This is a genomic window from Streptomyces sp. NBC_01298, assembly GCF_035978755.1.
GTDB lineage: Bacteria > Actinomycetota > Actinomycetes > Streptomycetales > Streptomycetaceae > Streptomyces.
On the sequence record NZ_CP108414.1, the window covers coordinates 4,123,861 to 4,147,824 of the forward strand.

The window sequence follows — 23,964 nt, forward strand, 5'->3', positions numbered from 1 at the left end:
CCTCTCGGTCCCGGGGCCGCCCCTTCGTACCGCTCGGAGCGGCTAGCGCTTACGCACCCTTGGTGAGGTCCGGGCCGGAGCCCGACGCCTCGATGGGGGGAAGGTCCGAGATCGGAGTCTTCTCCTCACCGCGGAAGGTGAACTTGGCTTCGTCGCCCTCACCCTCCTTGCCGACGACCACGATGTGACCGGGGCGCAGCTCGCCGAAGAGGATCTTCTCCGACAGGATGTCCTCGATCTCGCGCTGGATCGTGCGGCGCAGCGGGCGGGCACCCATGATCGGGTCGTAGCCGCGCTTGGCCAGCAGTGCCTTCGCTTCCGTGCTGAGCTCGATGCCCATGTCACGGTCCTTCAGGCGGTCATCGACCTTGGCGATCATCAGGTCGACGATCTGGACGATGTCTTCCTCGGTGAGCTGGTGGAAGACGACCGTGTCGTCGACACGGTTGAGGAACTCGGGCCGGAAGTGCTGCTTGAGCTCTTCGTTGACCTTCGCCTTCATCCGGTCGTATCCGGTCTTGGTGTCTCCCTGGGCCGCGAAGCCGAGGTTGAAGCCCTTCGAGATGTCCCGGGTACCCAGGTTGGTCGTCATGATGATGACCGTGTTCTTGAAGTCCACGACCCGGCCCTGGGAGTCGGTCAGGCGACCGTCCTCCAGGATCTGGAGAAGGGAATTGAAGATATCCGGGTGGGCCTTCTCGACCTCGTCGAAGAGGACGACGGAGAACGGCTTCCGGCGGACCTTCTCGGTCAGCTGGCCGCCCTCTTCGTAGCCCACGTAGCCGGGGGGCGAACCGAAGAGACGGGAAACCGTGTGCTTCTCGCTGAACTCCGACATGTCGAGGGAGATCAGCGCGTCCTCGTCGCCGAAGAGGAATTCGGCGAGCGTCTTGGAGAGCTCGGTCTTACCGACACCGGACGGGCCGGCGAAGATGAACGAGCCACCGGGACGCTTCGGGTCCTTCAGACCCGCACGGGTACGGCGGATCGCCTGGGAGAGCGCCTTGATGGCGTCCTTCTGGCCGATGACGCGACGGTGGAGCTCGTCCTCCATGCGCAGGAGTCGCGAGGACTCCTCCTCGGTCAGCTTGAACACCGGAATGCCGGTCGCGGTCGCCAGGACTTCGGCGATGAGCTCGCCGTCGACCTCGGCGACGACGTCCATGTCGCCGGCCTTCCATTCCTTCTCGCGCTTGGCCTTCGCCGCCAGCAGCTGCTTCTCCGAATCACGGAGGGAAGCCGCCTTCTCGAAGTCCTGGGAGTCGATGGCCGACTCCTTGTCGCGACGCACGTTCGCGATCTTCTCGTCGAACTCGCGGAGGTCCGGCGGCGCGGTCATCCGGCGGATGCGCATCCGGGAGCCGGCCTCGTCGATCAGGTCGATCGCCTTGTCCGGGAGGAAGCGGTCCGAGATGTACCGGTCGGCCAGGGTGGCCGCCTGAACGAGGGCCTCGTCCGTGATGGAGACGCGGTGGTGGGCCTCGTAGCGGTCGCGCAGGCCCTTGAGGATCTCGATGGTGTGCTGGAGGGAAGGCTCCGCCACCTGGATCGGCTGGAAGCGGCGCTCGAGAGCGGCGTCCTTCTCAAGGTGCTTGCGGTACTCGTCCAGCGTCGTGGCACCGATGGTCTGGAGCTCACCACGGGCCAGCATGGGCTTCAGGATGCTGGCGGCGTCGATCGCGCCCTCGGCGGCACCCGCACCCACGAGGGTGTGGAGCTCGTCGATGAACAGGATGATGTCGCCGCGGGTGCGGATCTCCTTGAGCACCTTCTTGAGGCGCTCTTCGAAGTCACCGCGGTAGCGGGAACCGGCGACCAGGGCACCCAGGTCAAGCGTGTAGAGGTGCTTGTCCTTGAGCGTCTCGGGAACCTCGCCCTTGACGATCGCCTGGGCCAGGCCCTCCACGACGGCGGTCTTGCCGACGCCGGGCTCGCCGATGAGGACCGGGTTGTTCTTGGTCCGGCGGGAGAGCACCTGCATGACCCGCTCGATCTCCTTCTCGCGCCCGATGACCGGGTCGAGCTTGGATTCGCGAGCGGCCTGCGTGAGGTTGCGGCCGAACTGGTCCAGGACGAGCGAGGTCGAGGGCGTGCCCTCAGCCGGGCCGCCGGCCGTGGCCGACTCCTTGCCTCCGCCGGAGTAGCCGGAGAGCAGCTGGATGACCTGCTGCCGGACTCGGTTGAGATCGGCGCCCAGCTTCACCAGGACCTGGGCGGCGACGCCCTCGCCCTCGCGAATGAGGCCGAGCAGGATGTGCTCGGTGCCGATGTAGTTGTGGCCGAGCTGGAGGGCCTCTCGGAGCGAAAGCTCCAGGACCTTCTTCGCCCGCGGGGTGAAGGGGATGTGGCCGGAAGGGGCCTGCTGCCCCTGTCCGATGATCTCCTCAACCTGCTGGCGAACAGCCTCGAGCGAAATCCCGAGGCTCTCCAAGGCCTTAGCGGCGACACCCTCACCCTCGTGGATCAAGCCCAGGAGGATGTGCTCGGTGCCGATGTAGTTGTGGTTGAGCATCCGGGCTTCTTCCTGAGCCAGGACGACAACCCGCCGCGCGCGGTCGGTGAACCTCTCGAACATCGTTTATCGCTCCTCAGAGCGGTCGGGCAGTTCGGGGTCGGTCCCCGCCCTGTCCTTCCGCATGCTAGTCCCGCGGGGCGGGACAGCTCATTCCAACTGCCGACATCCGTCCGCGGCTCACCCTCACGTCCGTGGGAAAACCCGGCTGTAAGTGCCGACAACTGCTCCAACCCGATGGTGCGAGACGATGTTCCCGCAGGCCAGGCAGATACCCGTCACACGTGTACGCCGATGGCGAACGGAAGCCGGTCTCGGACCCTGTAAATCAGCGTGTCGCCCCGATCCACTAGGAATGTCTTACCCGTAAGAGCGGACGGTTCACGCTGGTGGACGACTCTTCCCTCCGCTACGGGCGAACACGCTTCCGTCCTGAATGTGAGACTCCGGCTCCCCGGACGTTTACGTTCCGCATTGATACGAGTGCTCTGGGTCACATCGGGCGTCCCCTCCCGCGTAACTCCGGAGCGATTCCGCAGTTGCTCCGGGCATGGCCCTCACCGCGCCGCCCGTCACCGTCCCGCTCCCCCGCGTCCCGATCGGGGCCCCCGCGGCCCGTGCGGCCGACGGGGCGGAATCCGCCGAAGCACTCGCGTACTGGTACGAACGCGTGCTCGGCTGGCCCGTGGCCGGCGGTCCGCCCGCGCAGCTCGTCACCGGGGTGCGGTTCGACGTGCTGGAGCTGCCGTCCGATGCCGGCGCCGCGGTCCTGCGCGGCCCCTGCGGCGACTCCACGGGCCCCGTGGCGCTCATGGGTCGCAGGATGCGGTTCCTGGTGGCCCCGGGGAGCGCCGACGAGCTGGAGGGGCTGCTCGACTGGCTGGAGTGGGGCGGGGTGGCCCTGGATCTCGCCGCCCTGGGTACGGGTGGCCGGATCACCGCTCCGGCGCCTCCGGGACACCTGATGGGGCCCGGGGAAAGCCCTCGGGGGGCCGCCGTGTGGCTGCGGCCCCCCGAGCAGGGGTGTGAGGCACTGCTGCCCGCCCTGCCCGCTGCGGGGCAGGGCTCCGGGCCCGGTCGTGGCGGGGACGCCACCGGGCCCGGTCTCGTACGCCTGGTCGCGGCGGCGGCGACGGAATGCCACCGGGCGCGACTGCGTACGGCCTCCGCACATCGCATCGGCACCGCGGACCCGACCGTGGGTCAGCGGTTCTCGTAAGCCTCGCGGATGTCCTGCGGGACGCGGCCGCGATCGTTGACGCTCATGCCCTGGGCCTTGGCCCACGCGCGGATCTCGGCCGTGTCCGGGTTGCCGGACGTCGCGGCCGCGCGGCCGCCCTTGGTACGGCCCGCCGCGGCACGGCCACCGGTACGGCGACCGCCCTTGGTGAACGGGTCGAGGAGGCCGCGGAGCTTTTCAGCGTTGGCGGTGGTGAGGTCGATCTCGTAGGTCTTGCCATCCAGCGCGAACGTCACCGTCTCGTCCGCCTCGCCGCCGTCGAGGTCGTCGACAAGAAGGACCTGAACCTTCTGTGCCACCGGGATTTCCTTTCATCGAAAAGCAGTACGCGGAAAGGAAACCGCTTTTGCCTGGAAAACACAAACCCCCCGTCACGGGTTCGGGTCCGCAACGGGTCGGGAAACGTGCGCGATTCGGACATAGGCCACGGAGCCGGGGCTCCTGTGAAATCCCCGCCGTGATCGATCAGAGGTGCAGAAGCATCCGGCTGTTGCCCAAGGTGTTCGGCTTCACTCGTTCGAGACCGAGGAACTCCGCGACACCCTCGTCATAGGAACGCAGCAGCTCCATGTACACATCGGTGTCGACCGGGGTCTCACCGATCTCGGTGAAGCCGTGCTTCGCGAAGAAGTCCACTTCGAAGGTCAGGCAGAAAACCCGGCTGACGCCTACCCTCCGGGCGGTCTCCAGCAACTTGTCGAGCACGAGATGTCCGACTCCAACGCCCTTCAAGTCGCGATCGACGGCAAGAGTGCGGACTTCGGCCAGGTCTTCCCACATCACGTGGAGCGCGCCGCAGCCGACGACCTGGCCATCGGAGTCGCGTTCGGCGACCCAGAACTCCTGGATGTCCTCGTAAAGGACGACCGGCGCTTTGTCCAGCAGGATCCGCTGCTGAACGTACTGGTCGAGCAGGCGGCGCAGCGCGGGAACATCACCGGTGCGCGCTCGGCGGATCGTCACTGTTTTTGCATGTGCAGCGGAAAACTCAACCATGCCCGGACGTTATCGCCCCGGCTCGGTGCCCGGCGCCGCGGAGTCGCCTTCGACATCGGGCGGCGCGGCCGGGGAGGCGGCTTCGGGTTCCGGGACGGCTTCGGGTTCCGGGGAGGCGGCTTCTGGTTCCGGGGAGGCTTCCGGTTCCGCCGGCTGCACGATGCGTACGGCGTCCCTGAGTGCCTCGCGCTGTTCCGCCGACATCATGCCGAAGAAGGCCACGAGGGCGGCCGCGGGGTTGTCGCTCGTCGACCAGGCTTCGTTCATCAGTGCGGCCGAGTAAGCGGCCCGGGTGGAGACCGCCGTATATCGATAGGCGCGGCCTTCCGCCTCGCGGCGGACCCAGCCCTTCTGATGAAGATTGTCCATAACGGTCATGACCGTGGTGTACGCGATGGACCGTTCCTGCTGCAGGTCTTCCAGGACTTCGCGAACGGTGACCGGGCGGTTCCACTGCCACACCCGCGTCATGACTGCGTCTTCGAGTTCTCCCAAGGGGCGAGGCACAGCAGCACGATAGTGCGGGTTGTGGTGAATTGCGCGGCTATCCGGGCGGCAAGGCGCGACAAAATCCGGGGGCCGCCCAACGAAGAAGGGGCGTACGGCAGGGAAGCCGTACGCCCGTTCCCCTGTCGAGGGGGCCCGAGGAGGGGTCTACTTCTGGGGCTGGGCCTGCTGAGCGGCCTCGGCGCGGGCGAGCACGGCGTCGACGGCCGCGTCCTCCTTGGCCTTGTTGGCGCCGCCCTGGCTCTTCACGATCGTCACGACGAGCGCGATGAAGAACACGGCCATCACGAAGGGGGGCACGAGCGCGGAAACGTAGTCCATGCCCCCAGCCTAGCTACCGTTCCTAACGATGTTGCACCGGCGTTGCCGGTTGTCTCCCCGAACGGTTTTGGGGGACGGGGAACAGCGCGAGCTGGTCGCTTCGGTTCCGGCAGGTCTTGGCACCCGGGTCGGGTGTGCCTGTGGTCCTGGGCGGGCTCGCGGTCCCTCGTGCCCTGGGTAGGGGAGCGGTCTGGCCGGTAGCTCTCCGTACGACGATCCTCTGGTCGTGTGCGGTCACACCTGGCCGACGCCGGATCCCGTGTCCGAGGGCGCGTCTGCCGATCGCCACGGCGGCCGCGTGATGGCCGGTGACGATCGTGGTCTTCGATTGCTGCTGGAGTGGGGCCTTCCAGTGCTGGGCGCCCCAGCGGGAGGTGTAGGCGGGGTCGACGGCGACGACGAGGAGTCCGGCGTGGTGGGCCATGCCGGACAGCCGGTCACGGAAGCGTGCTGTGGGCAAGCCCGCAACCGTGCGCCGAAACGCCTTTCCGCGCTTGCCCCGGCCCATCGACTCGCGGCCGGTGGCACGCGCGTCGGCGAAGCCGAGGTTCTCGATCGCAAGACCGGCACAGCCGTTCTCGCGTGCGAGGTGCATGAGGTCGGTGATCGCCTGCCGGAGGCGTCCGTCGCGCCGGGAAGTGGGGCCGGTCAGGTCGGTGGGGACGGTGAACGGCCGGCCGACGGGATTGCCGTGGGTGTCGATGACACAGGCGGCGAGGTGGCCGGCGTTGAGGTCCACCGCCAGCAGCCGGGTGCCGGCTGCGGCCAGTTCGGCGGGGGTCGGGAGGACCGTATGCGCGGTGGCCCAGGAAGCGTCGAGGTACCAGCGCCCTCGTCCCGGGTCGCACACGATGTCATATCGGACAGAGCGGTTGGCCATGATCCGGTCGAGCCACTCGTCGCGGCGGTGGTTGAAGGTGATGGGTGCAGGCCAGCCGGTAGCGTCCGCGCGGTGCGTTGGCGAGGTGTCTGAGTGGTTCGGGCAGGACGATCGCGACCGTGCCATCTGCGGGATTCACGCTGATCGTGTAGTTGCCATAGGGCACATCCGACTCACCGTCGGCGGTCAGGAACAGGCGGCGCGCATCCCACCGCTCCCGCCACTCGGCCTCGGTGAGATCGGCGGCGGCGAGGTGGTGCCGGTTCCTCGCGAGCTTCCGGCCGCCGACCACGATCGCCGGACGCCCGGCCGCGATCCGCCGCTCCACCTCGGCCAGGCAAGCGCTGAGGACCTGCAACCGGCGTTGCTTCTGCGCCCGCTCGGCTCGGCTCGGATATCCCCGGACACCGCCCAACCGACTGCCACAAGGCACGGCCAGTCGCTGACGGATCTTGGCGATGGTCCGGCGAAGCGAAATCCGTTCACCGAAGAGACAGCGCAGGGAGAGCTGGTACTGATCCTCGACGGCACGGGTGAGGGATCCCGCCCAGCGGGATGACGACACGCAACACCTCGTCGTCGCCGGCGGACACACGCAGACGATCCCTGATCCGTGCGCCTGCGGGAGCCGACACCGTAAACGGGTCTGCCAGAGAGCGGAGCGCGCGCTCCGCTCTCTGTTTTCTCCCACTACCGGCCACCAGCCGTCCCCTCCCGCAGCATGCTCGTTCCGCACCTCAGACTGACGCCTCGATCAAGTCACCACGCCTGCGGCGCCCCCCGTTCACTCGTACGAGGTGCCAACGGCCAGAAGGGAAGCAATCTCCGGCTACCCGACCGCGCGACCGGCCTCCGGGGGCGTCGCGGGCTTGCGGCGGGGCGGGAAGACCTCGCCCGGGGTCGGGATGGGGCGCGAGGGGCGGTCGTCGGGGCGGGTGTCGGGCTTCGGGCGCCCGGGGTCGCCGTCCTTGTCGGTACCGCCCTTGTCTGCGCCGCGCGGGTCCGAGACGCGGGGGTCCGAGACGCGGGGGTCCGAGACGCGGGTGTCGGTGCCGCCCGCGAGGGTCAGCAGCCGGGTGCGCGGGGCGGGGGCCGTGGAGAGCCTGCGGCGTACGGAGCGCTCCGCGATGGTCTGGGCCCGCTCCAGCAGGGCGCCGGCGACCGGGTTGGCGCGCAGCGCCCGCAGGGCCGCCAGGTCGTCCGGTACGGGTTCGTAGCCGGCGGCCAGCGCGTCCTGCAGCAGCTCCAGGTAGCCGGAGAGGCTGCCGGGCAGGGCGGCTCTGTACCGCGCCAGGTCGGCGAGGAGGAACGCTCTGAGTCTCCCCGCCTCCTGGACCGCGTCGTCCACCGACGCCGCGAGGCGCAGGCAGTCCTGGACCTCGACGGCCGTCAGAGGGGCCGTCGAGGACTGAAGGGCGTGAGCGAGCGAGCGCCTGAGCACGTGAAGCTCATCGGCGCCGAACGCCATGCCGCCGCGGGATCCGTAGGGCGTGGGCATGGGCCGAAGATACGCGCTAATCGGACAAAATCCCTTGAGTGGACATGTTCAGGGCGCGTGTCGAGAGACGACCTAGTCCGACTGCTTCACCACGCGCAGGAAATCGGCCCAGGCGGCCTGGGTGGTGGCGAGGACCAGGTGGGCCGGGTCCGCGCGGTCCGCCACGCGGACCAGGGTTCCGGGGGCGGCACTGACGTACACGCAGTTGTCCCCCTCGCCGCAGAACGAGGACTTCTGCCAGGCGGCACGAGCGGTCATGTCGTCTCCTCCGGTCACAGGCGCCGCGGCGCCGGGGACGGGCTCCCGGAACATCTCGTGGGGCACGTTATCCCCGCGACGGCCGTGCTCCGGCCATTTCCGGGGAAATTGTCACGACGGGCGTCAGGGCGCGGTAAGGGCGGGGAGGCGGCGAGCAGACGGCCCCCGGCCTCCGGGGGGGGGGAGGGCGGGGGCCGTCGGGCGGGCCGGGCGGCCGGGGGCCGGCCCGGCGCGGTCAGCCGAAGGTGGGGGCGTTGCGCTCGTAGACCAGGCGGAGGCCGATCAGGGTGAGCCAGGGCTCGTGGTCGTCGATGGCCTCGGCCTCGCCGAGGACGATCGGGGCCAGGCCGCCCGTGGCGATGACCCGGACGTCGTCCGGGACGCCGTTCGGGCCGGCCAGCTCCTTGGCCATGCGGCCGACGATCCCGTCGACCTGGCCGGCGAACCCGTAGACCACGCCCGACTGCATCGCCTCGACCGTGGACTTGCCGATGACGTTGCGCGGGCGGGCCAGCTCGATCTTGCGGAGCTGGGCGCCCCGTACGCCGAGGGCCTCCATGGAGATCTCGATGCCCGGGGAGATGACCCCGCCGACGTACTCGCCCTTGGCGGAGACCGCGTCGAAGGTGGTCGCCGTACCGAAGTCGACGACGATCGCGGGGCCGCCGTAGAGCTCGGCGGCGGCGACCGCGTTGACGATGCGGTCCGCGCCGACCTCCTTCGGGTTGTCCATCAGGATCGGCACGCCCGTCTTGGTGCCGGGCTCCACGATCACCGCCGGCACGTCGCCGTAGTAGCGGCGGGTCACCTCGCGGAGCTCGTGCAGCACCGCCGGCACCGTCGAGCAGATCGCGATGCCGTGGATGCCGTCGCCCAGTTCGTTGCCGAGCATCGGGTGCATGCCCATCAGGCCCTGCATCAGCACGGCCATCTCGTCGGCCGTGCGGCGCGCGTCGGTCGAGACGCGCCAGTGCTCGACGATCTCGTCACCGTCGAACAGGCCAAGGACCGTATGGGAGTTGCCCACGTCGATGGTGAGGAGCATCGGTTACACCGCCTCGCGCAGATCGAGGCCGATGTCCAGGATCGGGGAGGAGTGGGTCAGCGCGCCGACCGCGAGGAAGTCGACGCCGGTCTCGGCGTAGGCGCGGGCCGTGTCCAGGGTGAGGCGGCCCGAGGACTCCAGGGTGGCGCGGCCGGCGACCAGGGCGACGGCCTTCGCGGTCTGCTCGACGGTGAAGTTGTCGAGCAGGATCAGGTCGGCCCCGGCCTCCAGGACCTCGCCGACCTGCTCCAGGGTGTCGACCTCGACCTCGATCGGGACCTCCGGGAAGGCCTCCCGCACGGCGGTGAAGGCCTGGACGACCCCGCCGGCCGCGACCACGTGGTTGTCCTTGACCAGTGCCGCGTCCGACAGCGACATGCGGTGGTTGACCCCGCCGCCGCAGCGCACCGCGTACTTCTCCAGGGAGCGCAGGCCCGGGGTGGTCTTGCGGGTGTCGCGGACCTTGGCGCCGGTGCCCTCCAGGACCTCGGCCCAGCGGCGGGTGGCCGTCGCCACGCCCGACAGGCGGCACACGATGTTGAGGGCGCTGCGCTCGGCGGTCAGCAGGTCCCGGGTGCGCGAGCGCACCGACAGGAGCACGTCGCCGGCCTTGACGCTGTCGCCGTCCTCCGCGTGCCGCTCGACCTCGAAGGACTCGGTGCAGACCACCGAGAACACGGCCTCGGCGATCCGCAGGCCGGCCACGACGCCGTCCTCGCGGGCGACGAAGTCGGCGATCGCCTCGGCCTCTTCGGGGACGGTGGCGACGGTGGTCACGTCGACCCCGCCGTCGAGGTCCTCGGAGAGCGCCATGTGCGCGATGTCCTCGACCTCGATGGGGTCCAGGCCGGCTTCCTCCAGCAGTTCGGCGAGAGCCGGGTCGAGACCGGACTCCTCGGCTTCGCCGCAGGCGCAGTCGTCGCCGCAGCCGCCGGCTTCGCTCTGGCCCACGACGGGGAGCTCGGCGTGCTCGTGCTCGTGGTTGTGGTCGTGCTCGTGCGTGCTCACGGTTACGGCTCCAGGCTTTCGTTGCTGTCGGTGGTGGCTGTGCGCGAAGGGATCCGTACGGACGGGAAGTCCGCCGAGTCCGTGGTGGTGACGACCAGGGCCCGCCGCTCGGTCTCCGACAGGCGGACGACCAGGTGGCGCCGCCAGTCGGTGTCGTCCCGGTCCGGGTGGTCCTCGCGCCAGTGGCAGCCGCGGGTCTCCGCACGCCGCTGGGCGGCGGCGACCAGCACCCGGGCCACGCACAGGAGGTTGGTGGCCTCCCAGGTCTCGGTGCCGGGCACGGCCGTCTTGCCCCGGGTCTCCAGCTCCGTCAGCGCCGTCGCGTACAGGGATTCGAGCGCGGCGGCGGCCCGGCGCAGGGACTCGGCGGAGCGCAGCACGCCCGCGCCGTCGGTCATGATGCGCTGGATCTCGTAGCGCGCCTCGGCGGGCTGGAGGGGGCCGGTGGCCGGGACGGGGATGCCGGGGCCGGTGCCCGCGGGCGGGTTCCCGATGATGTCGTCGGCGATGCGCTCGGCGAAGACCAGGCCCTCCAGCAAGGAGTTGGAGGCCAGTCGGTTCGCGCCGTGCACTCCGGTGCAGGCGACCTCGCCGCAGGCGTACAGCCCGGGGACGGTGGTGCGGCCGTGCAGGTCGGTCCGTACGCCGCCGGAGGCGTAGTGCGCGGCCGGGGCGACCGGGATGGGCTCGGTGACCGGGTCGATGCCGTGCGAGCGGCAGGCGGCGAGGATGGTCGGGAAGCGCTGCTCCCACATCTGGGCGCCGAAGTGCCGGGCGTCCAGGTACATGTGCTGGGTGCCCTGCTCCTGCATGCGGCGCATGATGCCCTTGGCGACGATGTCGCGGGGGGCGAGCTCGGCGAGCTCGTGCTGGCCGGTCATGAAGCGGACGCCGCCGGCGTCGACGAGGTACGCGCCCTCGCCGCGGACGGCCTCCGACACCAGGGGCTGCTGGCCCTCGGCGTCGGCGCCGAGGAAGAGCACGGTGGGGTGGAACTGCACGAACTCGAGGTCGGAGACCTCGGCTCCGGCGCGCAGCGCGAGGGCCACGCCGTCGCCGGTGGAGACCGACGGGTTGGTCGTCGCGGAGAAGACCTGGCCCATGCCGCCGGTCGCGAGGATCACGGCGGGCGCGTGGACGGCGCCGACCCCGTCGTGCTGGCCCTCGCCCATGACGTGCAGGGTGACGCCCGCGGTACGACCCTCGGCGTCCAGGAGCAGGTCCAGGACCAGGGCGTTCTCCACGGTCTCGATGCCGGCGTCCTGGACGGCCTCGACGAGCGCGCGGGAGATCTCGGCGCCGGTGGCGTCCCCGCCCGCGTGGGCGATGCGGCGGCGGTGGTGGCCGCCCTCGCGGGTCAGCTCGATCTCGCCGGTCTCGGCGGAGGTGTCGAAGACGGCGCCGGTCGCGATGAGGCGGCGTACGGCGTCGGGGCCCTCGGTGACGAGGAGCCGGACAGCGGCCTCGTCGCACAGTCCGGCGCCCGCGACGAGGGTGTCGTCGAGGTGCTGCTCGGGGGTGTCCCCGTCGCCGAGGGCGGCGGCGATGCCGCCCTGGGCCCAGCGGGTGGAGCCGTCGTCGAGCCGGGCCTTGGTGACGACGACCGTACGGCGGCCCGCGGCCGCGCAGCGCAGCGCGGCGGTCAGTCCGGCGACTCCGGACCCGACGACCACGACATCGGCGTCCACGGACCAGCCGGGCGCCGGGGCGTGGAGCCGTATGCCGGTGCTGGTGCCCGCTGCTGCGGGGCCTCTGCCTGGGGTGCTCACGGTTGTGCTCCGAACTCCAATGGGATGTTGTCGATCAGCCGGGTCGCGCCCACCTTCGCGGCGACGGCCAGCACGGCCTGACCGGTGAAGCCGTGGCCGGCCTCGGTGAAGTCCTGGGGGTCCACCAGCGCCAGGTAGTCCAGGACGAGCGGCGGATCGTGACGGCCCGCCTCCTCCAGGACGTGCCGCGCGGCGGCCCGTACGGCCTCCGGCAGGCCGGCGCCCGCCGCCGAGACGGCGTGCGCGTCGGCGGAGGCCCGGATCTCGCCGAGCCGGGCCAGGCCGGTGGCCCGCTCGTCCCCGGCCGGCGGCGCCTGCGCCTCGGCGCGGGCGCGCAGCGCGGACTGTGCGGCGAGGCGGTCGCGGCCGGCGAACAGGGCGCGGGAGAGCGCGAGGGCGGTGCCGCGCTCCCTGGCGGAGAGGTAGCGGTTGCGGGAGGAGAGCGCGAGCCCGTCCGGCTCGCGGACGGTCGGTACGCCGACCACCTCCACGGGGAAGTTCAGGTCGGTCACCATGCGCCGGATCAGGGCCAGTTGCTGCGCGTCCTTCTGGCCGAAGAAGGCCAGGTCGGGGCGGGTGAGGTGGAGCAGCTTGGCGACGACGGTCAGCATGCCGTCGAAGTGGCCGGGGCGGGTGGCGCCTTCGAGGCGGCCGCCCATCGGGCCGGCGGTGATCCGGACCTGGGGGTCGCCGCCGGGGTAGACCTCGTCGACGGCGGGGGCGAACACGGCGTCGGCGCCGGCGGCTTCGGCGATCGCCAGGTCGGCGTCGAGGGTGCGGGGGTAGCGGTCGAGGTCCTCGTTCGCCCCGAACTGGAGGGGGTTGACGAAGACCGTGACCACGACCTGGCCGGTGGGGCCGACGTGTTCGCGGGCCGTGCGGACCAGGGTGGCGTGGCCCTCGTGCAGGGCGCCCATGGTCATGACGACGGCGCGGGTGCCCGCGGCGGCGCGGGGGAGGCGGTGCAGCGCGTCGGCGGTGTCGAGGAGGATCACAGCTCGTCGCCGCCTTCGGTTCCTTCGGATCCGGGGCCGGGAATCGCCGCGCCGTCATCAGCCAGCACACCGAGGAGGTCTTCGGCCAGTTCGGGCTTGAGCAGGCCGTGCGCGAGGGCGCGGTCGGCGGTCGTACGGGCCATCGCGAGGTATCCGGCGACCGTGCCCGGGGCGTGCTTGCGCAGCTCCGAGACGTGCGCGGCGACGGTACCGGCGTCACCGCGGGCCACCGGGCCGGTCAGGGCGGCGTCACCGGAGCGCAGGGCGTTGTCGAGGGCCGCGCCGAGGAGCGGGCCGAGCATCCGGGCGGGGTGCTCGACGCCCGCCTTGCCCAGCAGCTCCATCGACTGGGCGACCAGGGTGACCAGGTGGTTCGCGCCCAGGGCGAGGGCCGCGTGGTAGAGCGGGCGGTTCACCTCGGCGATCCACTCGGCCTCCCCGCCCATCTCGATGACCAGGGCCTCCGCGGCGAGCCGCAGCTCGTCGGGGGCGGTCACCCCGAAGGAGCAGCCCGCGAGGCGCTGCACGTCGACCTCGGTGCCGGTGAAGGTCATCGCGGGGTGCAGGGCCAGCGGGAGCGCGCCCGCGCGGCGCGCGGGGTCCAGCACGGAGACCCCGTACCGCCCGGAGGTGTGCACGAGGAGCTGTCCGGGGCGGACCGCGCCGGTCTCGGCGAGGCCCTCCACCAGGGACGGCAGGGCGTCGTCGGGGACGGTCAGCAGCACGAGGTCGGAGACCTGCATGACCTGCGCGGGAGAGACGACGGGCACGCCCGGCAGCATCCGCTCGGCCCGGCGCCGCGAGGCGTCGGAGACACCCGACACGGCGACGGGGCGGTGCCCGGTCTGCTGGAGGGCGCGGGCCAGCGCGGGGCCGACCCGGCCGGCTCCGACGACACCGACGGCGAGCCGGGCGGGGCGCTCCGCCTGGGGGGCTGTGTTCACGCGGGGGAGGCCTTCCGCTCCGTTCCGGTCCGCGGGGGGTACCGGACGATACGTCGCCATGCTAGCTCCTGGTGTGCGGGCCGGTCGGCGATGATCGGGGGATGAACCAGGACACGGAGCGGACGGCGGGCACGGGGGCCGGGGCCGACGGGGCGGCGGGACGGGTGACCGGGACCGGCGCGGGTCCCGACGGGGCGGCTGGACGGGCGGGCGGGACCGGCGCGGGTGCTGACGCTGCGGGCGGACGGGCGGCCGGGGCGGGTTCGGCTACGGACGCGGCCGGGGAGCAGGCCGCCGGGCAGGTGACGGACGCGGTGGAGCAGGGCATGGGACCCGACGCGGAGCGGAATGCGGACGCGGCGGCCGAGCAGGCGGCCGAGCACGCCGCCGAGGAGGCCGCGGATGCGGATGCCCTGGCGGCGCGGATGGTGGTTGCCGGGCGGGTGGCGCGGCGGAGGCTGTCGCACAGTCTGCGGGAGGCCACGGTCGGCGAGCTGCTGGCGGAGTTGGCCGGGCAGGCCACGGACCCGGACGAGCCGGGCGACGTCTACGGCAACGGCGTCGTGGAGCGGCTGGAGCGCCGGGTCGCGGAGCTGCTCGGCACCGAGGACGCGGCGTTCTTCCCGACCGGGACCATGGCCCAGCAGATCGCGCTGCGCTGCTGGGCCGGCCGGACCGGGAACCCGGTGGTCGCCCTGCACCCGACGAGCCATCCGGAACGGTGGGAGGGCGGCGCGCTGTCGGTCGTCTCCGGGCTGCGGACCGTCCACCCGACGGGCGAACCGCGCCATCCGACCGCGTCCGAGGTCGCCGAGCTGCCGGAACCGTTCGGGACGCTGATGCTGGAGCTTCCGCTCCGGGACGCGGGCTTCCTGCTCCCGACCTGGGAGGAGCTGTCGGCCCTGGTGGACGCCGCCCGGGAACGGGACGCGGTCGTCCACTTCGACGGGGCCCGGCTCTGGGAGTCGACGGTCCACTTCGGCCGGACGCTGCCGGAGATCGCGGCGCTGGCGGACTCGGTGTACGTCTCCTTCTACAAGTCCCTCGGGGGCATCAGCGGGGCCGCCCTCGCCGGATCGGCGTCGCTCGTGGCGGAGTCCAAGGTCTGGCGGCACCGGTACGGGGGCCAGATCTTCCGGCAGTTCCCGGCCGCGCTGTCCGCCCTGGCCGGACTCGACCAGGAACTCCCGCGGCTCCCCTCCTACGTGGCCAAGGCGCGCGCGGTGGCGTCCGCCCTGTCCTCGGCGCTCGCCGCGGCTCCGGAGGTGCCCTGGTTCCGGGTCCACCCGGAGGTGCCGCACACCCACCAGTTCCAGGTGTGGCTCCCGTACGACGCGGACCGCCTCACCGAGGCGGGTGTCCGCCTGGCGGAGGAGACGGGCACGGTCCTCTTCCGCCGCTGGTCCCCCGACGGCCCGCCGGGCCTGTCGGTGACGGAGCTCGAGGTCACCCGCCCGGGCCTGTCCTGGACGGAGGCCGAAGTCACCACCGCGGTGGCCGACTTCGTGGCCCGCCTCTAACCCGGCCGGGCAAGGCCAAGCCCGGGAGCCACCGGCCCCCGGCCCCGGCAGGACCGAGGGCGGCCCGCAGCCCGGCCCGGCAAGCCTCTGGCCCACCGGCAACCCCGCTCGGCAGGGCCGGGGGCGCTCGGCCACGTGGGGGAAGGGGGCGTGGCCTGGCGTCCGCGTGCGCCCCGCGGCGGCAGAATGATCCGATGAGCGTCACCATCGACATCACCGGGCTCCCCGCGGAGCGGATCGGCTTCGCGCCATCCCCGCTCGCAGAGCTCTGCATGGCGTTGCACGCGCTCTCCCAGCCCGGCCATCACCCCGGGCTCGCCTCCTGGACCTCCACCACCGCCGCCGCGCTGGACCCGGACCTCGCGGACCGGCTGCTGGAGGGCGATTTCATGTGGCGCAGCTCCTTCGCCGACCTGTTCATGGCCTTCGCCGGGATTCCCGGCGGCTCCGGCCTGCCCGCGGCCACGCTCGCCGCCGAGCTCGACGTGCTCGACCGGCTGGACGACGAGCGGTTCGTGACGGCCGCCCTGGAGCACTGCCGGCTGGCCCTCTACAACGACGACGGCGGGCCGTCCCCGCTCTCGGATCCGCTCGCCCGGGCGAAGGCCCTGGAGACGGCCTCCGCGCGCGGGCCCCAGCAGCTGGCCTTCGCCGTGCGGGTGCTCGACGACACCGCCGGTGTCCGCGTCTGGCTGCGCCGGCTGATGGAGGACTGTGACGAGGCCTTCTTCGCGGAGACCTGGCGTCGCGTCGAGCCCCGCCAGAGCGCGGACGCCCGGCACAAGACGGAGGTGCTGCGCCGCAAGGGGCTGCCCGCCGTGCTGAAGGAGGTCTCCTCGGCGCTGAGCGTCGACGAGGGGCTGAACACCGTCACGGTGGACAAGATGGTCCACGGGTCCGCGACCGCGACCGACCCCCGAATAGGTGACGGCCTGCTGTTCGTGCCCACGAACTTCGGCTGGCCCCACCTGCTGGTGCTGCACGCCCCCGGCTGGCGTCCGGTGATCCACTACCCGCTCGGCTCTCCCGAACTGGCCTCCTCCCCGGGGTCGGTGGAGCTGATGCAGCGGCGCATGGAGGCTCTGGCGCATCCGATGCGGATGATGCTGTGCCGCAATCTGGCGCGCGCCCCGTACACGACCGGCGAGTTGGCGGCCGCGCACGGGATCACCGCCCCGGAGGTGTCCCGCCATCTGACGGTGCTGAAGAAGGCCGGCCTGATCCAGACCCGCCGCCAAGGGCGGTACGTCCAGCACCAGCTGGACCTGGCGACGGTCGCACGCATCGGCTCCGACTTCATCGAGGGCATCCTGCGGTAGGTCTGCCCTAGGTCTGCCCTAGGTCTGCGGCGGCTCCGCGGTCCGGACCGGCACGGAGAGCGGGCACTGGCCGGATTTCGACGGCTCAGATGCTCCGATATACGGATTTCACAAACCGGAATCAGTGAAAAGTCTGGTCATGGCCGCCACTTGATGTCTAACGTGCGTCCACCGCTCCCCCGAATCCGGCGCACGCACCTGACCTGCGTCCGCCTTCGCGTCCCCGCACCGCCGTACGCCGCACCCCCGTACGCCTCATGCCAAAACGCTCCAGGTCACACGCTCCACGCCACACGTCACACGCCATACGCATGCGCTCCCGCATCTGCCGTGGAAGGACTTTCATGCCCTCACGCCGTATAGCCGCAGCCACCGCCGCCCTGGCGGCCGCGGCCCTCGTCTCCCCGCTGCTCCTCGCCGGACCCGCCGGTGCCACCGGCAGCCCGCAGAGCGACGCCGCCCGGGGTGACGCCCTGGCCCGCAAGCTGGTCAAGGACTCCACCGGCAAGGGTGCCAACAACCACCTGAAGGTCTTCCAGGCCATCGCCGACTACAACAAGGGCACCCGTGTGGCGGGTTCCAAGGGCCACGTCCAGTCGGCCCAGTACGTCGAGCTCGTCATGCGGGCGGCCGGATACAAGGTCACCAAGAACGAGTTCGACTTCGTGTTCGTCGAGACGATCGCCGAGACCCTGAAGGTCAACGGCCCGGCCGGCCGCGACGTCCCGATCAAGCTGATGACGTACACCGCCAGCGGCCCGGCGAACGGTGTGACGGCACAGATCGCCGCCGCCCCGGTCGACGCCGACGGCACCAACGGCTGCGAGCCCGCCGACTTCGCCGCGGGCGCCTTCACCGGCAAGGTCGCGCTGATCAAGCGCGGCGGCTGCGCCTTCGCGGTCAAGCAGCAGAACGCGGCCGACGCCGGCGCGGTCGGCGCGGTGATCTACAACAACACCGAGGGCGCCCTCAACGGCACCATCGGCGCGGCCGACGCGGGCAAGATCCCGACCGGCGGTGTCACGCTGGCCGAGGGCCAGCGGCTCGCCGCCGACGCCGCCGCGGGGCCGGTCGAGGTCACCCTCGACATCCGCGAGTTCCGGGAGAACCGCAAGACGTACAACGTCGTCGCGGAGACGCGGGGCGGTGACGAGAACAACACCGTCTTCCTCGGCGCGCACCTCGACTCCGTCGCGGCGGGCCCGGGCATCAACGACAACGGCTCCGGCTCGGCCGGCATCCTCCAGGTCGCGCAGAAGCTCGCGAGCAGCCAGACGAAGATCAAGAACAAGGTCAAGTTCGCCTGGTGGTCGGCGGAGGAGTTCGGCCTGCTCGGCTCCGAGGCGTACGTCGACGGGCTGACGGAGGAGCAGAAGAAGCAGATCAAGCTCTACTTGAACTTCGACATGATCGCCTCGCCGAACGCCGCGTACTTCGTCTACGACGGCGACGACTCGGACAAGGTCGGCTCGGGCCCCGGCCCCGAGGGCTCGGCGCAGCTGGAGAAGGGGATCAACGACTTCCTCGACTCCAAGAGCATCCCGCGCGAGGGCACCGACTTCTCGGGCCGCTCGGACTACGGCCCGTTCATCGCGGTCGGCATCCCCTCGGGCGGTACGTTCACGGGCGCCGAGGGCATCAAGACGCCCGCGCAGGCGGCGAAGTTCGGCGGGCAGGCCGGGGTCGCGTACGACGTGAACTACCACGGCAAGGGCGACACCCTCGCGAACATCGACCAGAAGGCGCTCGACATCAACGTCGACGTCATCGCGGACGCGGTGGGTCACTACGCGTACGACCTGGCGCCGCTGGGTCGCCCGGTCGTCTCGGCGCCGACGCAGGGTGGCGGCAGCGGGGGTGGCCTTCACGAGGGCCACGACCACGAGACGGAGTAACCGCCAAGGGGGCGGGCCGGGGCCGGTGCCAGGCGCTGCGCGGCGCCGAGTCCCCTACCCGCCCTTCCACCGTTCCCCGGGGGCCGGCCCGCACCTGAAAGCCGGAGGTCCGGGAAATCCAGCCCCTCCGGCGTTTGAGGAGCGGGGTCTGGGGCGGAGCCCCAGGGAACGGTGGAAGGGTGGGTAGGGGACGGCGGGCGGCCCCGCGCAGCGGCCGCAGTCACCCCGGCCAGGGCCCCACGCCGACCGGCTGGACCAGCCAGCCGAAGTCGCCCAGGCCGCCACGGGCGGTGAGTTCCGCAGCCTCCCCCGCCAGGGACAGCGCGCGGACGTACGCCGCCGGGTCGGTGGAGGCCAGGGTCAGCGGGGGCCGGGCCCCCGAGACGCCGAGGGCGGCCAGCGCGTCCCGCTGCGTCAGAAGGGCCGCCCCCGGCCCCGCGCACGCGTCGAGCGCCACATGCGCGGTGACGTCGCAGCTCCCGTCCGGCACCGGGGCGGTCTCCCGCCCGGCCCGGAATCCGGTCAGCGTCCCGAAGGGCGGCCGGGCCTCCCGGGTGTGGGCGTAGTCCACCGCGACCGCCAGGCCCCGATCGAGCGTCGCGACGGCCGCCGCCCAGGCCTCGTCGCGCGGCCGGCCGATCTCCGCCCGGCCCCCGCCGGACTCCCCGCCGGACTCCGCGCCCGCGCCCTCGCCCGCCCGCGGCCACCACCGCTCCAGCCAGGCCCGGTCCGGCCCGTCCAAGGGCCCGCCCGGGCGCTCCGTGCCGTCCCGCGCGACCTCCACGTAGCGCCCGCCCTCGGCGAGGTCCAGAGGTACGTTGTCGAGCCACTCGTTGGCGAAGAGCAGCCCCCGGGTCCCCCGGGGCGGTTCGCTCACCCAGTGGATCCGCCCGTCGAGCCCGGCGGGCCGCTCCGCGCGTTCCACCCCGTACGGCCTCACCCGCGCGGCCGTCTCCGGCGGCAGCGCCGCGAGCACCCCGGCCAGCAGTTCCCCGCGGCCGGCCCCTACGTCGACGAGGTCCAGCTCATCCGGGCGGCCGAGTTCCCCGTCCACCCACAGGAGCAGCCGGGCCACGGCCCCCGCGTAGAGCGGCGAGGCGTGCACGGACGTGCGGAAATGCCCTGCGGGGCCGGGCCCGCCGGGGCGTACGTAGAAGCCGTCGGGGCCGTACAGGGCCCGCTCCATCGCCGTCCGCCAGCGCACCGGACCCGCCTGCGGATCCACCTGTCCCGTGCCTTCACCCTGAGTGCTCATCGCTGAAAGGTTATGGTCGCCTCCACCTCGGGTAGTACTCGCGCGTCGCACGGATCGCCCCTCTGGTTGACTCCAGCACCTATCAGCTGTCCCTACTCTGGGTTACGTGCAGCGCCTCTACGATTTCCTCCGCAGACACCCGACGGGCGTCGACAGCTTCTGGGCTGTCCTCTTCTTCGGGTTCTCGATGGCCGTCGTCGCCTCGATGCACCAGGGCACCACCGCCGCGCTGCTCGCCACCCCCTGTGTGGTGGCACTGAGCAGCGCCGTGGCCCTGCGCCGCAAGTGGACCGTGCCGGTCTTCTGGCTCACCGTCGCCACCGGCCTCTACCAACTGGCCATCGGCGCGGAGGCGAACTTCTACGACTTCGCGATGCTCGTGGTCCTCTTCACGGTGGCCGCCTCCGACGTGCCGCGCTGGGTCTCGCGCACGGCCCTCGGCTGGGGGCTGAGCGCCTCCGCGCTGTACTTCCTGCGCAACGGCGTGGACAAGTCGAACACCGCCACCGACAACCTGCTCTTCGTCGTGTTCATGATGATCCCGTTCGCCCTCGCCTGGGTGACGGGCGATTCCCTGCGCACCCGCCGGGCCTACTACGCCCAGCTCGTCGAGCGCAACCAGCGCCTGGAACAGGAGCGCGCCGCCCAGGCCAAGGTGGCCGTCGCCGCCGAGCGGGCCCGGATCGCCCGCGAACTGCACGACGTCGTCGCGCACAACGTCTCGGTGATGGTCGTCCAGGCCGACGGCGCCGCCTACGTGATGGACGCGGCCCCCGAGCAGGCCAAGGAGGCCCTCCAGACCATCTCCGGCACCGGGCGCCTGGCCCTCGCCGAGATGCGCCGGCTGCTGGGCGTGCTGCGCACCGGCGAGCCGCAGGAGTCCGAGGACTACGTGCCGCAGCCCGACGTGGAGCAGATCGAGGTACTCGTCGAGCAGGTACGGGCCGCCGGGCTCACGGTGGACTTCGAGGTCGAGGGCGCCCCGCGCAAGCTGCCCAGCGGCGTGGAGCTGACGGCGTACCGGATCGTCCAGGAAGCGCTGACGAACACCCGCAAGCACGGCGGCCCCACCGCGAAGGCCAGCGTGCGGCTCGTCTACTTCGACGACGGGCTCGGCCTGCTCGTCGAGGACGACGGCCGGGGCGCGGCCCGCGAGCTGTACACGGACGGCGGCGCGGACGGCGCCGGACACGGGCTGATCGGCATGCGCGAACGCATCGGTATGGTCGGGGGCACCCTCGACGCGGGCCCCCGGCCCGGTGGCGGCTTCCGGATCAGCGCCCTGCTCCCCCTGAAGAAAAGGTGACCATGTCCTTCCCCACCGGCCCCTCGATCCGCGTGATGCTGGTCGACGACCAAGTACTGCTGCGCACCGGTTTCCGGATGGTGCTCGCGGCGCAGCCCGACATGGAGGTCGTCGCCGAGGCCGGAGACGGCCTGGAGGCGCTGGAGGTGCTGCGGGCCACCAAGGTGGACGTGGTGCTGATGGACGTCCGCATGCCCCGCCTCGACGGGGTCGAGGCGACCCGCCGCATCTGCGAGCCCGAGGAACACCCCAAGGTCATCATCCTGACCACCTTCGACCTCGACGAGTACGCCTTCTCGGGCCTGAAGGCGGGCGCGAGCGGGTTCATGCTCAAGGACGTCCCGCCGGGCGAGCTGCTGGCCGCGATCCGCTCGGTGCACAGCGGGGACGCGGTCGTCGCCCCGTCCACGACGCGCCGGCTGCTGGACCGGTTCGCGCCGATGCTTCCGACGACCTCGGCCGAGCCGCGGAACAAGGACGTCGAGCGGCTGACGGAGCGCGAGCGCGAGGTCATGCTGCTCGTCGCCCAGGGCCTGTCGAACGGCGAGATCGCCGCCCGCCTGGTCCTGTCGGAAGCCACGGTCAAGACCCACGTGGGCCGCATCCTGACCAAGCTGAACCTGCGCGACCGGGTGCAGGTCGTGGTCCTGGCGTACGAGACCGGCCTGGTCCGCGCGGGCGGCGGCGGGACGGCGTAGCGCCCGGACCCGGCCCGGCCGCTGGCAGGTCATGCAGCGGTCAGGCCATCCAGTGGTCAGGTCATGCGGCGGTCAGGTCATCCAGCGGTCCGGGCGGGCCACGGCCCGGGAGGTCCGGGAGCGGGCCGCCTGGGCGTGGAGCAGTTCGGCGGCCTCCGCCGCCGCGCGCAAGCGGGCCGTGACCGTGCCGTTCGCGCCGGTGTCCACGTGCACGTCCGCCACCCCCCGGGCGCGCTGCCAGGGGCCCTGGGAGCGGCGCACGCTCTGCACCTTGGCGTGCGGCACGATCTCCGTACGCCGGCACAGGCGGCCGTGGCGGGCCGCGAACACGTCCGCGGACACGGCCAGGCCGTACCCCTTCCACCACACGGGCACCACCCAGCGCGATCCGCTCCGCGGCGAGGGCTCGAAGACGAGGGCACCCAGGTCGACGCCGGGCAGCACCCGCGCCACGACGGCGTGGGCGGCGGCCCGGGTGGCCACCGGGACCAGGACGTCGTTCTTGGAGCCGGCCACCGCCAGCTCCACCCGGACCCAGCCGCGCCGGCGCCACAGCAGCGGCTCGACGATCCGTACGGTCTGCACGCGCCCCGGCGGCACCGTCTCGTGCACGCGGTCGAGCAGCCCGTGGTCGAGCCGGAGCCCGTCCGGGGACTCGGCGACCCGCCAGTCGTACTCGGCGAGGAAGCGGCCCGCGCTCCCCGCCCACATCGCTCCCAGCACGGGGAGCAGGGTGACGACGGCCACCCACGGGTTGGAGCTGAACCACCACACGAGCAAGGGGCCTGCGATCCCGCCCGCGATGATCGCCCAGGTGGTCATGGTGAGCAGCAGGGACACCGCCAGATCGCGCGGCTCCACGCGGAGCAGCTCCCGCTCGGGGGCCTCGCCCAGCAGGGGGGCCTCGGCCGGGGTGAATCCGGCCGCGCGGGCGAGCAGCTCGGCGCGGAGCGAGACGGCGTCGTTCTCCGCGAGGAAGGCCAGCTCGTCCTTGGCCTCCGTACCGATGACGTCGAGCCGCAGCTTGGCGACGCCGGCGAGCCGGGCCAGCAGGGGGCGGGTGACGTCGACCGCCTGGATCCGGTCGAGGCGGATGTGCGCGGTGCGGCGGAAGAGGAGCCCGCTGCGGATGCGCAGTTCGGTGTCGGTGACCGCGTAGTGCGTGAACCACCAGCTGAGGAAGCCGTAGACGCCGAAGACGAGCACCAGGGCTGCCAGCGCGAGGATCCGCAGGGCGGTGGAGACGGCCGTCACCCACTCGGAGAGGTTCTCGCCCTGCTGGGCGACGATGCCGATGGTCGCGGCGATCGGCACCCAGGCCCGGCGCAGCGGCGTGAGGAAGTGCAACCGCCGCTCCTGCGCGGACGCGGACGCCCCGGACGCCGCGGGATCCGCGGGATCCGTGAGCGCCGTGGGATCCGTGAGCGCCGCGGGCGCCGCAGGCCCAGCGGGATCCATGGGCCCAGCGGGCCCCGCGGACTCCGCGCCGGCCGACGGGGTCACAGCCCCGCCGACCTTGCCTCGCCGAGTTCCGTCAGCCGGTCGCGCAGCCGTTCCGCCTCCTCGGGCGCGAGTCCGGGGATCGTGGCGTCGGTGGCCGCCGCGGCCGTGTGGAGCTGCACGGTGGCCAGCCCGAAGCGGCGCTCCAGGGGCCCCGAGGTCACCTCCACCAGCTGCATCCGCCCGTACGGGACCACGGTCTGCTCCCGCCACATCACGCCCCGGCTGATCAGCAGGTCGTCCGCGCGCTCCGCGTACCGCCAGGACCGCCAGTTCCGCCCGAGCAGCACCCAGCCCCAGGCCAGCACCACCAGCCAGAACCCGCCGAGCGCCGCCCACCCCGGCCCCGCGGTCAGCGCCAGCACGACGGCCGTCACCACCCCGAAGAGGGACATCCACAGCGCCAGCAGGAGCCTGCGCAGAGTCAGCAGCCCTCCCAGCAGCCCCACCCACTCCGGCGGACCCGCCTCACCCTCTGTCCCCGTGTCCATCCCCCCA

Annotated in this window: 23 protein-coding genes; 6 read left to right on the forward strand and 17 right to left on the reverse strand. The window is 72.1% G+C overall.

The genetic code is table 11. The features are described 5' to 3' along the window. Positions 1-49: 49 nt before the first annotated feature. Positions 50-2,575: an ATP-dependent Clp protease ATP-binding subunit gene (locus OG730_RS18585; protein ID WP_266905902.1), complete on the reverse strand. Its 2,526-nt coding sequence runs from the start codon at positions 2,573-2,575 to the stop codon at positions 50-52. 487 nt (positions 2,576-3,062) lie between these two features. Between OG730_RS18585 and OG730_RS18590 the strand changes: the two genes are divergently transcribed. Next, a complete protein-coding gene (locus OG730_RS18590; protein ID WP_327305278.1) occupies positions 3,063-3,731 on the forward strand; it encodes an SCO3374 family protein in 669 nt (222 codons plus the stop codon). Here the strand turns inward: OG730_RS18590 and OG730_RS18595 are convergent. From OG730_RS18595 to OG730_RS18655, 13 genes are all read right to left on the reverse strand, one after another. Continuing rightward, positions 3,716-4,051, reverse strand: coding sequence for a histone-like nucleoid-structuring protein Lsr2 (locus tag OG730_RS18595; protein ID WP_327305279.1), 336 nt, complete (start codon positions 4,049-4,051; stop codon positions 3,716-3,718). The two genes, OG730_RS18590 and OG730_RS18595, sit on opposite strands and share 16 nt — an antisense overlap. Positions 4,052-4,217: 166 nt before the next feature. Next, entirely contained in the window at positions 4,218-4,748 is a 531-nt protein-coding gene (locus OG730_RS18600) for an amino-acid N-acetyltransferase (RefSeq protein ID WP_327305280.1), read from the reverse strand. Positions 4,749-4,757: 9 nt separating this feature from the next. After that, positions 4,758-5,219, reverse strand: coding sequence for a BlaI/MecI/CopY family transcriptional regulator (locus OG730_RS18605; RefSeq protein ID WP_442814950.1), 462 nt, complete (start codon positions 5,217-5,219; stop codon positions 4,758-4,760). Positions 5,220-5,402: 183 nt separating this feature from the next. Next, on the reverse strand, positions 5,403-5,576 hold the full coding sequence (locus OG730_RS18610; RefSeq protein ID WP_327305282.1) for a hypothetical protein: 174 nt from the start codon (positions 5,574-5,576) through the stop codon (positions 5,403-5,405). Between the two features lie 22 nt (positions 5,577-5,598). After that, complete coding sequence (locus OG730_RS18615; RefSeq protein ID WP_327305283.1) at positions 5,599-6,456, reverse strand: hypothetical protein; 858 nt, start codon at positions 6,454-6,456, stop codon at positions 5,599-5,601. Next, the gene (locus tag OG730_RS18620; protein WP_327305284.1) at positions 6,431-7,021 is read right to left on the reverse strand and encodes a hypothetical protein; all 591 of its coding nucleotides are present in this window, start codon (positions 7,019-7,021) and stop codon (positions 6,431-6,433) included. The genes OG730_RS18615 and OG730_RS18620 overlap by 26 nt, the downstream gene beginning before the upstream one ends. 264 nt (positions 7,022-7,285) lie before the next feature. Beyond that, complete coding sequence (locus tag OG730_RS18625; protein ID WP_327309325.1) at positions 7,286-7,924, reverse strand: hypothetical protein; 639 nt, start codon at positions 7,922-7,924, stop codon at positions 7,286-7,288. A 102-nt stretch (positions 7,925-8,026) separates the two neighbouring features. Next, positions 8,027-8,212: a DUF397 domain-containing protein gene (locus OG730_RS18630; RefSeq protein ID WP_327305285.1), complete on the reverse strand. Its 186-nt coding sequence runs from the start codon at positions 8,210-8,212 to the stop codon at positions 8,027-8,029. 235 nt (positions 8,213-8,447) lie between these two features. Further along, positions 8,448-9,257: a type III pantothenate kinase gene (locus tag OG730_RS18635; RefSeq protein ID WP_327305286.1), complete on the reverse strand. Its 810-nt coding sequence runs from the start codon at positions 9,255-9,257 to the stop codon at positions 8,448-8,450. A 3-nt stretch (positions 9,258-9,260) separates the two neighbouring features. Continuing rightward, on the reverse strand, positions 9,261-10,208 hold the full coding sequence (gene nadC / locus OG730_RS18640) for a carboxylating nicotinate-nucleotide diphosphorylase (protein ID WP_327309326.1): 948 nt from the start codon (positions 10,206-10,208) through the stop codon (positions 9,261-9,263). A gap of 59 nt (positions 10,209-10,267) precedes the next feature. Beyond that, positions 10,268-12,034 carry an L-aspartate oxidase gene (locus OG730_RS18645; RefSeq protein WP_327305287.1) on the reverse strand — a complete coding sequence of 589 codons (1,767 nt, stop codon included), beginning with the start codon at positions 12,032-12,034 and terminating at the stop codon, positions 10,268-10,270. After that, positions 12,031-13,029 (reverse strand): pantoate--beta-alanine ligase, encoded by a 999-nt coding sequence (gene panC / locus OG730_RS18650; RefSeq protein WP_327305288.1) that lies wholly within the window; start codon positions 13,027-13,029, stop codon positions 12,031-12,033. The genes OG730_RS18645 and panC overlap by 4 nt, the downstream gene beginning before the upstream one ends. Next, a complete protein-coding gene (locus OG730_RS18655; RefSeq protein WP_442814951.1) occupies positions 13,026-14,033 on the reverse strand; it encodes a Rossmann-like and DUF2520 domain-containing protein in 1,008 nt (335 codons plus the stop codon). The genes panC and OG730_RS18655 overlap by 4 nt, the downstream gene beginning before the upstream one ends. Before the next feature lie 266 nt (positions 14,034-14,299). Between OG730_RS18655 and OG730_RS18660 the strand changes: the two genes are divergently transcribed. The 3 genes from OG730_RS18660 to OG730_RS18670 all read left to right on the forward strand — a co-directional run bounded on the left by OG730_RS18660 (position 14,300) and on the right by OG730_RS18670 (position 18,707). Then, positions 14,300-15,493, forward strand: coding sequence for a threonine aldolase family protein (locus tag OG730_RS18660; protein WP_442815201.1), 1,194 nt, complete (start codon positions 14,300-14,302; stop codon positions 15,491-15,493). A gap of 194 nt (positions 15,494-15,687) precedes the next feature. Continuing rightward, on the forward strand, positions 15,688-16,812 hold the full coding sequence (locus OG730_RS18665; RefSeq protein ID WP_327305290.1) for a DUF5937 family protein: 1,125 nt from the start codon (positions 15,688-15,690) through the stop codon (positions 16,810-16,812). 344 nt (positions 16,813-17,156) lie between these two features. Further along, a complete protein-coding gene (locus OG730_RS18670; RefSeq protein WP_327305291.1) occupies positions 17,157-18,707 on the forward strand; it encodes a M28 family metallopeptidase in 1,551 nt (516 codons plus the stop codon). A 220-nt stretch (positions 18,708-18,927) separates the two neighbouring features. Here OG730_RS18670 and OG730_RS18675 read toward each other — a convergent pair whose 3' ends face one another. Beyond that, positions 18,928-19,962 carry an SAM-dependent methyltransferase gene (locus OG730_RS18675; RefSeq protein WP_327305292.1) on the reverse strand — a complete coding sequence of 345 codons (1,035 nt, stop codon included), beginning with the start codon at positions 19,960-19,962 and terminating at the stop codon, positions 18,928-18,930. A gap of 106 nt (positions 19,963-20,068) precedes the next feature. Here OG730_RS18675 and OG730_RS18680 point away from each other — a divergent pair, with 106 nt between their 5' ends. Both OG730_RS18680 and OG730_RS18685 read left to right on the forward strand, forming a co-directional pair. After that, the gene (locus OG730_RS18680) at positions 20,069-21,268 is read left to right on the forward strand and encodes a sensor histidine kinase (RefSeq protein ID WP_327305293.1); all 1,200 of its coding nucleotides are present in this window, start codon (positions 20,069-20,071) and stop codon (positions 21,266-21,268) included. 2 nt (positions 21,269-21,270) lie between these two features. After that, the gene (locus tag OG730_RS18685) at positions 21,271-21,966 is read left to right on the forward strand and encodes a response regulator (RefSeq protein ID WP_327305294.1); all 696 of its coding nucleotides are present in this window, start codon (positions 21,271-21,273) and stop codon (positions 21,964-21,966) included. Between the two features lie 72 nt (positions 21,967-22,038). Here the strand turns inward: OG730_RS18685 and OG730_RS18690 are convergent, their stop codons facing one another. Together OG730_RS18690 and OG730_RS18695 are read right to left on the reverse strand one after the other, a co-directional pair. Further along, entirely contained in the window at positions 22,039-23,424 is a 1,386-nt protein-coding gene (locus OG730_RS18690) for a PH domain-containing protein (protein WP_327305295.1), read from the reverse strand. A 41-nt stretch (positions 23,425-23,465) separates the two neighbouring features. Continuing rightward, positions 23,466-23,957 (reverse strand): PH domain-containing protein, encoded by a 492-nt coding sequence (locus OG730_RS18695; RefSeq protein WP_327305296.1) that lies wholly within the window; start codon positions 23,955-23,957, stop codon positions 23,466-23,468. Positions 23,958-23,964 lie beyond the last annotated feature (7 nt).